Source organism: Fulvivirga lutimaris (assembly GCF_009711525.1).
GTDB classification, from domain to species: domain Bacteria; phylum Bacteroidota; class Bacteroidia; order Cytophagales; family Cyclobacteriaceae; genus Fulvivirga; species Fulvivirga lutimaris.
The window spans coordinates 1-15,209 of sequence record NZ_SMLV01000328.1; the positions used below are offsets into that span (position 1 = coordinate 1).

Sequence of the window (15,209 nt, forward strand, 5' to 3'; positions counted from 1 at the left end):
AAGTTCAGGTTTAATGAAAGACGAGCCCCCTACTTTACCATCATTAAATATTAACTCAATGGTTTTTGCATAGTCTTTAACAGTTGTCCTAAGTTGGCCATCAGGATAGTCAGGATAACCATAATGAGGCAGGACCCTGATTGAATCATCCTTATTATCAGCAAGCACATGTGGTCTTGCAATATTATTATGTGGGATATTTCTTAAAAACCAATAGGAGTTGTTCATGCCTAGCGGACCAAATATTTCTTCCTGCATGTACTGATCAAATGATTTGCCTGTGATACATTCAATAATATATCCAAGCGTTGCATATCCCATATTGCTGTAAGCCCAAATTTTTCCTGGAGGTTCTGCACTAAAATTTAGCGCACTATCATAATACTCTCTTCCAGGAGTAAAGTATTTTGAAACCAGGTCTTTAAGTGCAATTGGTGAGTCTCCTCCTTCCTGTACAGTATACAGTGGATCAAGCAAACCCCAGTTATCTTTAAACCCACCAACGTGTGAAAGCAACATCCTAATTGTAATATCAACTGTTGGGTTATAAGGATTAGTAATTGAAAATGGCAAATACTTATTAATTGGGTCATCAAGATTGAGCTGTCCATCACTGCAAAGTTTCAATATTCCTAGAGCAGTAACTGGCTTTGATGATGAGGCTATCATAAAAAGGGTGCTATCGTTCACTAATTGTCCCGTACTATTATTAACCTTACCATAGCTACCTTGCCAGACAAACTTACCTTCCCTTACCATTCCAACTTGTAGACCGATGATCCCGCTTTGCTTCATTTTCTTTAAAAAATAAGCATCTAACTTTTCTACATCTGATTGACCAAAAGCGGGGTGGTAAAAACCAGAGATAGTATAAATACATATAAATAGGATATTGAATATCTTCATGTTGTTGTTATTTTGACCTTGAGAATTTATTAAATAAGAGTACTGAGAAACAATTACTCAGAAGATTTTTCAAAGGAGCATGCGTGATCTTTAATCACAAACCAGTCGCCACTATTTCTTTCAAGCACATAACTTACGTGCATCCTATTATAATACGGTTTGCCATTTCGTTCTTCCTCGTTGTAGTCAATCAATACTGTTGCAAATGCAAATGCGCCAACCTGTTTAAATGATATGATTTCAGGGCTAAAAGTCCAATGGGATTCTGAAAACCAACCTTCATGCATTTTTATAAAGTCAGCTACTTTATAGGAAATTGGGCTACCAGGAAGTATAAGCTCGATACTATCACTAGGTGAGAGTGTTGCCTTTAAGCTTCTTAAATCCCGGTTTGAAATAGCATTCAGATGCTGATTCAAAACTGACTTTGCAGAATATAGACTAGTTTCCCTTGTGCTGTTTTCTTTACTGCAACTGACTAAGGTGATAAATACAATGATGAGCTTAAAAATGGATGACAATTTCATTCCTCTAAACTGAAACGATTAATTGAATTTATAGGCAATGATCGTATCACAACCTGTTAACATTAATTAATACTTACCTTTAATAAATATCAAAACATTTAACCTTCCTGTAAAAGAGGGACCCTGATTAATCAATTTAAGAGCTCCATGGCTTTATCCAATGCCTCATCTTTTCCATTGAGAAGATCCTCTTTTTTATTCTTAACCAATATATTGGGTATTAACCCAACACCCTCATATGAATAACCACTTCCATCTACCCACTCTCCAATACTCATGGAGTAGCCCCAGCCATTAGGTAACTCACGGTTGATTTGGTTTGAAAAAGCGCCAGCAGTTGTATCTCCCACGAATGTAACGTGAGGAAGCACTTTCATTGCAAGACAAAACGTCTCTCGAGCACTTATTGTAAACCTGTTAGTAAGCACAACAATTGGTTTTGTATATTGAAAATCCCCCTCAGGTTTAAGACTCCAATTTTGGAACTCAGAAAAATCATCCGATTGAGGACCAGATTTAACCCTTGTCCTCATATATACTTCGGTAATATTGGCGAATCTTCCTGCAATATACTGCCCTGCTATATCCTCACCACCATACCCGCCTCTGACATCTATCACCAAACCTTCAGTATCCGCAAGTGTTGTAAGGACATGATCCATCGGGTCTTCGAGAAATTTCGGAAGATCACTAAAGCCCTCAATATGAATGTAACCGATGTTATTATTCAAAATACCATAGGTGAAAAAAGGCTCTTCAAATTTCATTTCCTTTAAATAGCTAGTTTTAACAATCTCAAGGTTGAAGTCGGTCATACTATCTAGTTTACCTAAAACTCCCGATTGATAGAAAGGCAGTTTAGATGTCACATCTGGCAAGAGTGCTACGTGGCTATCATTTAAGATTGCAAGCATACTAGTAAGTATAAAGTAGAGGTCCTCTTCAGAAGTTACATTCATTACCTGTGGCTTGTAGATGCTGTGTACAGAATCCCAATTAATTTGCTTAACTCTAAAAAGTCCGTACTTCTCATCAAATTCTTGCCATAAACTTTCAAAGTTAGCCACCGCACTATTCGGAATTTCCTCACCTAGTAAGATTCGATCGCATGACCATAAACCAGCAACAACTACTATAAGTATTATACAAATTCGGCTCATATTTAAATGGAATAAATAATTGAAATTAAGTTTGAATACATTCTTACTGTCCCATCCTTATGGTTATTATAGCGCATCCATGAAAAGCGGTAAGACAGCCCTAGTCTAGACTTATGTAAATAATACCCCTCTAGCTGAAACTGCTGATATTTATTAAGCGAACCCCATTCAGAGCCCGTTTTTAAGTATGCATTAAAATAACTTTGTTCGGGCAAGCTTGGATCCAGTGAATAAGGCTGTCTTACCAAATGAGAAAAAATTGGAATACTAACATTTAAATTGACCTTGGATTTTCCCTGTCTATAAACCAAAAATTGCCCCGCCAGAGAAGCCCCTAACTGATTAAAAAACCAAACATCACCTCCTATTGCGCCATAGTAAAATTGATTTTCAATTTTTCCTCCAATAAACATTGGAATGCTCTTTACATTATCAACCTCTCGTAAATAGCTAAATGACAATCTAGCATGAACAAATGAAAGGGTTGGGTTAAGAACATAATGTGTAGAATCCGCTTGTCCAATTAGAGGGTATGGGTCATATATTACGGCTTCTCGTTTACCATGCCTCTTAGACTGATTACTTCCTAAAAATATTTCCGTTTTTATATTCCAAATGGTCTTCTTGTTTTCCTTTTCGAAACCTAAGAGCAAACCTCCAGTATTGGATCTATAAATTAGAGGAGAAACATTTTTGTCAAATGTTCTGAAGTTGCCATAACCGAGCCCTACTTGCCAACGCTTCAACTTCCCTTCTTTAAACGTGGTTTTAGTTTGTCCATAGCCAACGCTAGATAGCATCAACAAAAGCAGTATGAGCTTGAAATGCATGTTACTATTCAGCACTACAATTTTTATACATTGTTGCCATGGATTGAAGCTGTTCATAGTTTTTGATAGTTAATTGCTAGCAATTTTTCTTTAGAGTGCTGTTTTGCGATACATCTTGAAAATGGAGAATCTCAACCGTGCTTATCTAAATTTTAAGTTTATAAACAACTTAAAATTTGACAGCATTGATAATAAGCTTCCCTGTCAAGGGATCAAATCCGCAAACTTGCGTGCAAGTAACGTTGGAACTTTCCAATTAAAGTGTGCAAAAAATGAAGTAAGGGTAAGTTTTAATTATTTGTTACTCCTTTTATTAACGACCTTGAGCTCTGAGATTAAGTGAAGCGGGGAAATTTGGCTTTATAGATCAAAAGAGAATTTGATGCTTTAAAACAAAAAAACTGAGATTACTCTCAGTTTTATTTATCCTTTTCTGTTCTCAATATATTCGAACTGGCTTGAGTCAATTTGGTGCCCTTTAAGAAGGATCAGATTGTGAAATCAATAACACAACTTAAGTCTTACTGATTTAATTGTATAATTTTTATTTTATGATCACGGATACCAAGAGCAAAGTGCCCTTTTGTTAACTCTTCGTCTATTGAAACAATGCTAACTACATCTCCACCAGCCCCAATTGCAATATTCTTAGTCTCTGATTCTTTGGCATTATAGTTATAAATGGCCAGCAGCTGTTGAGGGCCAAGGCTTTTTCCGTCATAACCTACATCTGAAATTCCCCCACCCAGAAGAAAGTCAACACGTCCATCTCCATTTAAGTCGGTAGCTACACTAGTCCTTATAGGAAAGTATTGGGCAGCATCAGGTAAAGGCTCGGGTCTGAAGCTGCCTTTCCCGTCATTATATAAGATTACCGAACTAAAGGTTTCAGCTTCTAAGGTAGTTACACCATCAATGGATGGGATAATCTGTTCAATAGAAGCTTGGGCATAACTCAGGTGACTCTGAAACTTGCGGTTAAGGAAAGGTTGTTGCTTAAAAAGTACACCCCTGGAAGCATGTATAGCTTCATGGCCATTGACAAAATAAGTCATCAGAGGATCCAATGTACCATCATTATTCAAATCCGGAGCATATAGTACTACTGGTTGACTGGAAGTTGGTACGTAACTATTGTTTAAGCCTACATTGCCACATAAAAAATCTATGTCACCATCTCCATCAAAATCCCCAGGAGTAATACTTTGCCACCAGCCTGAGGTGTTTTCCTGTGCTTGATATGAAAAGTGGCCGCTATCATTAATAAACAATTGAATTGGCATCCACTCACCCACCAGCATAAGGTCTGGCATACCATCATTATTTACATCACCCCATGCAGCACCCTTTACCAATCCAGGATGCAATAATTTTTCAGATACTTCGGTTGTAACATCCATGAAACGTCCATTATCATTTCGAAGCACATAGCTTCTCTCAACAGCCGGGAAATTTTGTGGCACTGCGTATCCACCTACAAATAAATCCAGATCTCCATCCTGATCAAAATCAGCAGCTGCAACAGTAGAAGTGCTGCTATGGACAGGAACAACATTTTCAGCAAGCTTCATTGCCTTAGTACCTGTACCCAGGTACACTTTATCACTATAATTAGAACCACCTGGTGCACTTGATGAACCTCCACACGCCAAATAAATGTCATTGAGACCATCATTATTAATATCTAAAATCTCAATTGCTGTAATTTCACTTCCTGTAGTACCGGCCAATGAAACTTCTTCATATTGAGCAGTTTTGTCCTGAAAAAGAATCTTAGTTGGCGCAGTAGAACCTCCTCCTATGACAAGGTCGCTCATACCATTACCATCAAGATCTCCGGATGCCAGCACAGGCCCGGTAGCCGACACGCGATAAGGTAGCAAGGGCTGCACCTTAAAATTGACAGGGTCACGACCGTTGTGCTTATAAGCAATATTGTATTTAGCCGTGATATCCTCAAAGTAAGGAGGTGCTTCAGCCTCATAGACCTCTCGGCTTTCACGGTCATTATAATCGATTGTCAGTGTACCTTTTGCAGGAATATCATTAATAGTCTGGTAGCTACCATCTGGCCAAAGGACTTCAAGCTGCTGAATAACAGAATCTTCACCAAAGCCAAAATGAACCTTTGCGGTCATAGAGCTCATAAAACCTCTGTATATGGTTTGTTCTATAAATTGCTTATTGTTTTTAGTAGTAGCTGTTAGCTGTGTTCCAAGACCTTGAGGGTTGTCCGTTGGACCTTTAAGTTGAATGCTAATATGATTGTCGTTCTTCATATTATTCCGAATCACAAAAGCAGGATCATTAATATTATTCACCACCATATCAAGATCTCCATCATTATCAAGATCAGCATAAGCGGCTCCATTAGAAAACGAATCATTTTCTAATCCCCAAGCTTTCGTTTGATCTGAAAAAGTGAGGTCGGTTTTATTTTGAAACATGAAGTTGGAGAGTTTTCTACCGTTGAGCTCATCCATTCTTTGTAGTGTCTTTTCATTAGCAACTTCCTTACTCTTAAACATGGTAAGGTTATTATTGTAATCAACGAAATCCTTATCAGTTATGTCTTTTAAATAGCCATTGGTTATATAAAGATCTTTCCATCCATCATTATTAAAATCAGCCATCAACGGTGCCCAGCTCCAGTCAGTCCGGTAAATACCTGCATAGCGACCAATTTCTATAAAATTCATATCACCCTGATTCATCTGAAGTGTATTTCTCATGAACTGAGGTTCATACCCCTTGTCCAAAATATTGACATACTTATCGTATGTCATAAAGCTGGCCATAGTTTTTTCTCCTACAGGATCAGGAGGAAGCATATCAGTTACTACAACATCGGGCAATCCGTCATTATTAAAATCGCTTACTTCATTACCCATTCCATTATATGTTTGCTCTTGGATTACCCCTTTTATAACATTGCTAAAAGTCCCATCCTGGTTATTAATATAGAGTAGATCGTTGTAGATAAAATCATTAGATATGTAGAGGTCAGGCCACCCGTCCTTGTTTATATCACTCACAGCTACTCCTAACCCATAGCCTTCTATCAAGATTCCTGCTTCTGCAGAGACATCCGTAAAAGCCTTACCTGGTCCATTATTTCTATACAGTTTGTCCGTACTTTGGGCTTGGCCGTCTACCATTTTGGGTATTGGAGTATTGAGCACTGTCCTGTCATTGGCATGATTGAGCAGGTACAGGTCAAGATCTCCATCTCTGTCATAATCAAAAAAAGCAGCGTGGGTGGTATAGGAAGTGTCTGCAATGCCATAGGCCGAAGCTTCTTCACGAAATGTCTGGTCGCCATTATTTATAAACAAAAGGTTGGCTCTTGCTGCAGGATTCGGTGCTCCAGCCACACTCACATACACATCGAGAAAGCCGTCAGTATTAATATCTACCATGCTCACTCCTGTACACCATCGATTAGTTGTTACTCCTGCTGAAGTAGTGATGTCTTTAAATTTCAAATCACCCTGATTGAGATATAACTTACTACTCTCAAGATTCGCAGCAAAAAACAGATCTTCCAGCCCATCGTTATCAATATCACCAACACCGACACCAGAGCCATTATAGGAATAGATATAATTCAGTATATTGATTGAGTCTGTCATTTCTACAGCATTTACAAATTGAACCCCAGACTCGTCAGGATTAACATAGGTAAATAGCTCCCTCTCTGGTTTTTCAGATGTATTGCATCCCAACGTTACTATTGAGAGTAAACAAATGGCATATCTCGTGCAATTCATTAATAGATGCATGAAAATATTGTTGTTCGCGTTCATTAAAGATAAGGCTTGTTTTGTTGCTTTTGAATAGCTCTTTTTAGAATATTCTTACTACTGCGGTTAGGGTTTTTTACTAAAAATCTGTACCGGACCTTGATTACTTACTGACACAAATGCTGAACGGTCATTGATTTCAATTGTACTCAAGTGTTTTGAATCGTATGGTATATACACACCGCTTTCGTTAAATGTTAGCGGTTGAAAATTACCCATACCATCCCCTTTTAAATAAAGTCCTATGCCAGCATCTCCTCGTGGAGTTTCTACTTCTGAGGAATACAAATTACCACTTACCAGTAAATCAAGGTTCCCATCTTTATCAAAATCCTGAACAATCATATCGTTAATCGGTGAGAGTTGCGCCTCATTGGGTAAGTTTACGATTTGGTAGCTCTTGCCATTATTTTTTAAGACTACACTAGCAAAACTCTCTACACTATAGCTCAGGGAATTTTCAAGGTTATCATCGCCATATATATCTATGACACTGGCCTGAGAGAATGACTTGTAATCTTTGTATTTTGTTTTGATTGCTGGAATTTGTGCAGAAGAACATCCCCTTCCTCGCACAGGGTATTCCTTACCAGAGTTGTGATAACTCAATACAATATCACTCTGATTATTATTATCAAAATCATTGGCGTATACATTAAATGGTTTGTCCTTCTGTGCCTGGTACTTATAATTGAGTCCCAGATTACCTATAACAAAATCAGAATCTCCATCATTGTCAAAGTCACCCTGATCGATGCTAAACCACCAACCTGTTGTATTTTCATTGAAATAATCGCTTGATCGGTTTTGAAAAATACCATTCTCATTTATTAACACCGTAATAGGCATCCACTCTCCTACTACCAGTAAATCAGTTACATTGTCTCCATTAAAGTCTGCCCAGAGAGCATCGGTTACCATACCAATATCGGACAGGCCAGGTGCAACTTTATCGGTAACTATCTCAAAATTAGGTTGTCCGTTTTTAGCATTATTCTCCAATAGATAAGTGGTGCCTGCGTAAGGATATTTACCTGGTCGTAATCGTCCACCCACAAAAAGGTCCAAATCGCCATCATTATCATAATCAAATGGTTTTACACATGACCCGCTAGCACTGATAGTAGGCAGGCCCTTTTCTGCTTTAGTAAAACTTCCATTAGTGTTGATAAACAACCTATCCTGATAATTGGTGTGGCCTTCTTCAAATTCATTACCTCCGCTTACTATGTATAAGTCCAGGTCATTATCTCCATCTGCATCAAAAAAAGTAGCTCCAAGATCCTCATATATAGCATCTTCAGAAGGTTGAAAATCGACCTTATCAAACTCTCCTTGGGCATTTTGAAGATACAATGCCCCGTTAAAGCCAGAAGCACCTCCAACAAAAAAGTCATCTAATGTATCTCCATTGATGTCGCCAACAGCCAGTGCCGGGCCAAAATTTGACATTTTATGAGGTAAGAGTACCTGTAATCCAAAATCATCGAATTCGTTTTCTTTATGCACCGGCAGTTTAGAAAAGCGATCCGTAATATCTTCAAAAATCGGCTCTATTTTATGATCAGGCCTTCCATGCTCACTTTGATCAGCATCTTCATAGCTCACTACCAATTTTTGATTTACTTCCACATTTCTGATTAATTGGCTCTTTTTATCAGGCCAGGTAATTAATAAAGAGTCTACCTTATTCTTTCCTAAGCCAAAGTATAGTATAGGCTCTACAGATGACTCATACCCCCGGGTAAGTGTTAATTCCGCCACTTGACGCATGTTTTCACTCCATACTTCAGCCCTAGCACCCAGGCCTAATTTATTTAATTTGGAGCCTTCAAACTCGATTTTCAAAAAATTCGAGTTATTCTTCTCAACTGCCGTGTTTTTATAAATTACTGACTCATTATCAATGTTATTGACGACAAGTTCCAGGTCTCCATCATTGTCAAGGTCAACATAAACAGCTCCATTTGAAAAACTTTCATCATCCAACCCCCAGGTTTCAATTTCTTTGGTAAAGGTTAAGTCTCCGTTGTTTTTATAAATGTAATTAGCAATTGGTTCAGAAGGCATCTTCTTCACATTCTCCAATTGATCTTCAATCTTATTATTACTGGTCGAGCTAAAGTATACGTCTTTAGATTCCAATTTTTTAAAAAAGTCATTGTTATTGATATCTCTTCTTGTACCATTGGTGATGAAGATATCCTTCCAGCCATCGTTATCAAAATCAGCAAATAAAGAGGCCCAGCTCCAGTCCGTTGAAGAAACACCTGCCAGCTTGGCTATATTACTATATTGCGGCATTCCATTTTCATCAAGCCCTCGGTTGAGCTGAAAAGAATTGTACATATACTGATGGTGAAGCCCTAGATCCACCAGCTCATAAAATGCAGCAGGATCCATTCCTGCCATATTTTCCTTTGACCTTCTATTATCTTCAGGAGCCATGTCTACCTGAATGATATCCATAAGTCCGTCATTGTTAAAATCGGCAATATCCAGTCCCATGCCGTAGTAAGAAGTTTGTTTAGTGAGTTCTTTTATACGGTCCGTAAAAGTACCATCTCCATTATTCATGTATAGCATATCTGGACTAGCGAAATCATTCGATACATAAATATCCTTAAACCCATCTTCATTGAGGTCGGTTATAGTAATACCTAAAGACAGACCAAAGTTCAGAATACCAGATGCCTCTGTAACATCAGTGAAGGTACCATCACCATTGTTTTTATATAAATGATCTGAAGACTTCATTTTAGCGTTAATTAGCATTTGTTTATAATAAAATGAAGGGGCCTTGAAGTTGGTGATTGGGTAGTTCGCTACATATAAGTCAAGATCTCCGTCATTATCATAGTCGAAAAATACACTTTGCGTACTGTGACCAGTATCGGCTATTCCATATTTATCAGCCTCTTCCTCAAACCTAGGTACTGCATTATCTCCAATGCCTTTATTTACATAAAGTAGATTTTTACAAATCTCATCCTTACCGGAAACACTAATGTAAATATCTAGAAGACCATCATTATTTATATCGCAGACTGTAGACCCAAGCATCCATCTTGCATCTCCGGCAGCACCAGAAGCTTCTGTTACGTCTTCAAATACAAGATCTCCTTTGTTTAGGTATAGCCGATTATCAACCATATTACCTACAAAATAAATGTCGGTGAGGCCGTCATTATTAAAGTCTGCCACGGATACCCCACCCCCCATATAAATGTAACTGTAGCTGAAGTAATTAAATGTATCTGTCTCCGTGAGGGTATTTTTAAATTTAACTTGAGTATGAGCTGAAGAAACTTTAGTAAAAAGAGAAGAGGATTCTTCGCTATTGGATTCTTCATTTTTCACCGGATTGCAGGCAGCAAATAAGGCTATTGCACAACCAATAGACAACATTCGTTTTATCATGTCAGGCAAATAAATTTTAGGGGTTAAGTTAACTAAATAAAAAAAGAGATGATCTTGCTGACCATCTCTTTTCTGAGTGTTGATTTTTAGTAACCAGGGTTTTGATCCTCATTGGTCAAAGCCTCATTGGTATTAATCTCCTGCTGAGGAATAGGAAAGAATTCATGTTTATTTGGCTTAAATCCAAATTGACTCAATTCATCATCAGCCAATCCCCATCTTACAAGATCAGGGAATCGGGACTGTTCACCCGCCAACTCCACTCTGCGTTCATGCATGATAGCAGCAAATCGCTCCTCCTTAGTAGTTACGGGGTAACCAGCATCATTCATTTCTGTGGTTCCGTAATGAGGCATTCCTGCCCTGTCTCTTACCTCATTGAGGTAGCCAATGGTAGCTGCTCCGCTTGGGTCTGTTTCATTGTAAACTTCTGCCATCATTAGCAGCACGTCAGCATAACGAATCACTTGGAAATTGATGGTTGAAGCTAGTTCTTCATTTGCCCTTCTATAGTAGTTTTGATACTTTCTCCATGCCTGTTGTCTTTGAACAGGGTTATCAATACCATCATCCGGGGTATCATCATAAGCAGGTAAACTTACGGTTCCTCCTGCAAAAGTATCTCCATTAAAATAGAAAGTCTGAGCTCTGCGAGGGTCACCAGTTTCAAACTCAGCTACCAAGTCTCCAGAAGGATATACATTAAACCAATCATTGAAACCATATTCTTGACCGCGGAACGTAGTTTCATTTAATCCAATTCCATTAAAATCAGAGTTCCATTGCGCACTATTACCAAGGTTGGCATATTCCACTCCCCAAATTATTTCAGAATTATGTTCAGTTTCCTCCATGAAATTGTCATAGAAATTAGCTGCCAGGGTATACTGACCATATACTTGATCAAAGGCAGCCTTGGCCTCAGCATATTCTTGCTGATATAAGTGTACCTTACCTAATAGTGCAAGCGCAGCACCTCTCGAAGCACGACCAGGCTCTGTATCACCTGGAGCTGGCAAATTGTTAGCGGCAGCAGTAAGATCACTTTCAATCTGATCATAGATGGCCGATTGGGGACTCTTTTCAAAACCACCCCCATCTGGAGGTATAACCGTGATCAACGGGGCATCTCCAAATCTGGAAGCAATAAGGAAATAATAATATCCCCTTAAAAATTGAGCCTCACCATTAGCACGATTTTTATCAGCTTCTGTAAAATCTTCAAATTCCTCAACAGCAGCCTCAAGTTTCTCCTGACTATTTAATAAGAAATTTGCCTTGTTTATACCGTGATAGCAGCTTTCCCAAAAAGCTCTGATCGGACCATGGGTTGCATCAAAGGTAAATCGTAAATATTGCAACTTATCTGCTTCGAGCTGCGGATTATTTGTATGATCATTATCATGACCCATATTATCCATTGCGAAAAACATATGCCTTGAGAATAATCCTCTAGTTTGCAAATTGGCATAAATAGCATTCACAGCAGATTGAACTTGCGAAGGTGATTCTAAAAAGGTCTCTGGAGACAGACGGTTTGGATCTACCTGATCCAGAACATCTTTATCACAGGAATTGGTTATTCCTATAAGCAGACCTAATATAATTGTATATTTTATTTTTTTGAAATTCATGGCTTATCAGTATTTTACTTAAAATGTGATTTCAATTCCGGCTGTAAATGTCTTTGGCACAGGATAATTTCCCCTATCTATTCCATTTTCGAAGTTGACAATTGGTATACCGCCTGTTGTTGCTGTAGTGCCCTGCACCTGCGGAGCCTGACCAGGCTCAACAGTTACCTGCTGTCCCACTTCCGGATCTAAACCGGAATAATCTGTAAAAGTGAGTAGATTCATTGCTGAAACATATACTCTAAATTTAGAGATACCGTCTACTTTTACTATGTTCCTTAAATCATAACCGAGGGTAAGGTTTCTAAGTCTTGCAAAAGAACCATCCTCAACAAAACGGCTAGAAATTTGGGTATTTGTAGCGGCACCTCCCGCACGCGGCACTCCATCTTCTGTATTATTAGTTGGTGTCCATCTATTTAATACGGCTACACCAGCATTAAACAGTCTCGGCATACCTTCAAGGTCGTAGATATTTGTGTTATAAATTTCATTTCCATATACACCACTAAAGAATAACGAAAGGTCAAATCCTTTAAACCTTACTGATCCATTCAGGCCATAAGTAAGCTTAGGGAAAGGGTTTCCAATGATGGTACGATCATCCGCAGTTATTTCACCATCACCATCAGTGTCAACTATACGGAAATCTCCTCCTCGAGCGTTAAGATCATTATATTGTGATCCCCCCATGTATTCATTGGCTTCAGCATCAGAATCAAAAATGCCATCAAATTGCCACCCATAAAATTGGAAGGCACGCTCACCTGGTATAACATATGATATGTTTTCATTTTCAAAACCTCCGCCTGAAAACTGTTCAACCCCTCCTAAACTTATAACTTCATTTGTGGATGTACCTAAATTCATACTTACAGACCATTCCACTTCACCACCAAAATGATCGTAGCCCAAGTTTAGTTCAATACCTTTAGTTTCTATCGATCCGGAATTTTCTATTCTCGCAGGGTTAGGATATCCCAAAGATACTGGTAGCTGTCTGTTGATTATTAAGTCATCACTTGTGTTATTGTAAACTTCTAACGAACCGTTGATAGCATAATCGAATAATGTAAAGTCCAATCCGATATTCGTCATTTTAGTTGATTCCCACACAAGGTCATTGTTGCCAAGGCCCTGAGGAACCGCCCCTACGGCATCTTCTCCACCAATCGGATAGTGAAAATCGCTTTCAATACCTACTGTAGCCGAATAGTCACCGAAATTATCATTACCGGTTTGACCATAGCTGGCACGTAGCTTCAAGTCGTTAACAATGTTTGAAGATGCAAAAAATTGCTCTTTACCAATATTCCAGCCCGCAGCGAAAGATGGAAACCATCCCCACTTTTCGTTGGATCCCAATCTGGAGCTTCCATCTCTTCTAATCGAAGCAGCTACAATGTACTTTTCTTTATAGCTATAGTTAACCCTTCCCAGGTAACCTAATCGATAATAGTTAAACTCCGAAGAGCCTACATCGGCATCTACATTTGATATCTGTTCAACTTGGTTGGTTATATAGTTTTGGCTATAAGTATTTAAAAACGTTGATTTGCTTCTTGTTTGCTCAGCCAATAATAATACTTCCACATTATGAACCTCATTAAATGACTTTTTATATCGAAGGCTATTGGTTAAATAAGTGGAGGCTAATATCGCATCGTTAATTCGAATTCGGGCGAAAGTTGATGAATGTGTAGCTCCTTCAGGGTCATCATTGTATGTTGGAGTAAATGTGTGGTATTTTGAAGTCCTGTAATCAAGACCTATCTGACTTTTAAATGTAAGTCCATCGATAATTTGATACTCACCGTAAATATTTCCTAATAACGCTACTGACTGATTGTTCCTAGATCCGAGCTCCAAAACTCTTACCGGGTTTTCGGCATCGTTACCGCCATCTAAACCTGAGTTAGGGCCACGAAATCCTCCTTCAGTACGGTCATCAAATATCGGAAGGTACGGGGCGACTTTTATCGCATGTTCAATGACAGAACGACCACCTGAGGCGGAAAGCGGACTTTGCTCTGAATAGGCTAAACTTAAATTCTCGCCAATCTCGAGTTTTTTTCCAATATTAAATGTGCTATTTGCTCTGAAATTATACCTGTCATAATCAGTAGATCTTACAACTCCTTCTTGGGATAAATAACCACCGGAGACTCTGAAAGTATTATTTTCACCACCGCCTGCAACTGAAACATTATAGTTTTGAACCGTCCCGGCTTGGAAAATAGCATCTTGCCAATCCGTGGTGCTTTGAAATAAGTTAGCATATTGTGGATCTGATGCCCTCGTAGGAGAACTAAAGGCCTCCGAAGCATATTGAAGATATTGATCCGTATTTAGTAAATCAAAACGTTTATTAGTCCATTGTGTACCGGCATAAGCATTGGCACTTACCTGTATTTTACCTGGTCTACCTTTTTTGGTAGTTACGATAATCACACCGTTTGAGCCCTTTGACCCATATACCGCAGCGGTAGAGGCATCCTTCAATACTTGAATGGATTCAATATCCTGTGAGTTCAGGTCACCAATTCCTGATGCGATTACACCATCTATTACATACAGAGGAGCATTATTACCTGTCGTTCCAAGCCCTCTAATTCTAATAGTGGGTTCATCTCCTGGAGCACCATTATTAATAACAGTTACACCTGGAGCCTGTCCTTGTAGCGCCTGATCAACCCTGGCCACCGGCAGACTATTAATCTGGTCGGCCTCAATAGTTGAAATAGCTCCGGTAACTTCAGCTCTACTTTGCGTACCGTAACCTACAACAACCACTTCACTTAGCTGCTGTGCATCGATTGCCATAGTTACATCAATTGTAGATCGTGCGCCTACTGGTACTTCTTGCGTGAGATACCCGATAAATGAAAAAACCAAAACATCACCCGATGATGCCGAAATAGAATATCGG

8 protein-coding genes are annotated in these 15,209 nt (G+C 38.8%); all 8 read right to left on the reverse strand.

The genetic code is table 11. The annotated features are described in order from the left end of the window. On the reverse strand, positions 1-906 hold a 906-nt coding region (locus E1140_RS07055; protein WP_155180857.1), incomplete at its 3' end, for a serine hydrolase domain-containing protein. A 53-nt stretch (positions 907-959) separates the two neighbouring features. Further along, entirely contained in the window at positions 960-1,433 is a 474-nt protein-coding gene (locus tag E1140_RS07060) for a YybH family protein (protein ID WP_155180860.1), read from the reverse strand. A 131-nt stretch (positions 1,434-1,564) separates the two neighbouring features. Beyond that, on the reverse strand, positions 1,565-2,593 hold the full coding sequence (locus E1140_RS07065; RefSeq protein ID WP_155180863.1) for a S41 family peptidase: 1,029 nt from the start codon (positions 2,591-2,593) through the stop codon (positions 1,565-1,567). Between the two features lie 2 nt (positions 2,594-2,595). After that, positions 2,596-3,480, reverse strand: coding sequence for a hypothetical protein (locus E1140_RS07070; RefSeq protein WP_155180866.1), 885 nt, complete (start codon positions 3,478-3,480; stop codon positions 2,596-2,598). 464 nt (positions 3,481-3,944) lie between these two features. Next, on the reverse strand, positions 3,945-7,193 hold the full coding sequence (locus E1140_RS07075; RefSeq protein ID WP_185153468.1) for a VCBS repeat-containing protein: 3,249 nt from the start codon (positions 7,191-7,193) through the stop codon (positions 3,945-3,947). 99 nt (positions 7,194-7,292) lie between these two features. Then, complete coding sequence (locus E1140_RS07080; protein WP_221412651.1) at positions 7,293-10,646, reverse strand: VCBS repeat-containing protein; 3,354 nt, start codon at positions 10,644-10,646, stop codon at positions 7,293-7,295. An 86-nt stretch (positions 10,647-10,732) separates the two neighbouring features. Then, positions 10,733-12,280, reverse strand: coding sequence for a RagB/SusD family nutrient uptake outer membrane protein (locus E1140_RS07085; protein WP_155180872.1), 1,548 nt, complete (start codon positions 12,278-12,280; stop codon positions 10,733-10,735). A gap of 18 nt (positions 12,281-12,298) precedes the next feature. Continuing rightward, a partial coding sequence (locus E1140_RS07090) for a SusC/RagA family TonB-linked outer membrane protein (protein ID WP_155180875.1) occupies positions 12,299-15,209 on the reverse strand: 2,911 nt, incomplete at its 5' end.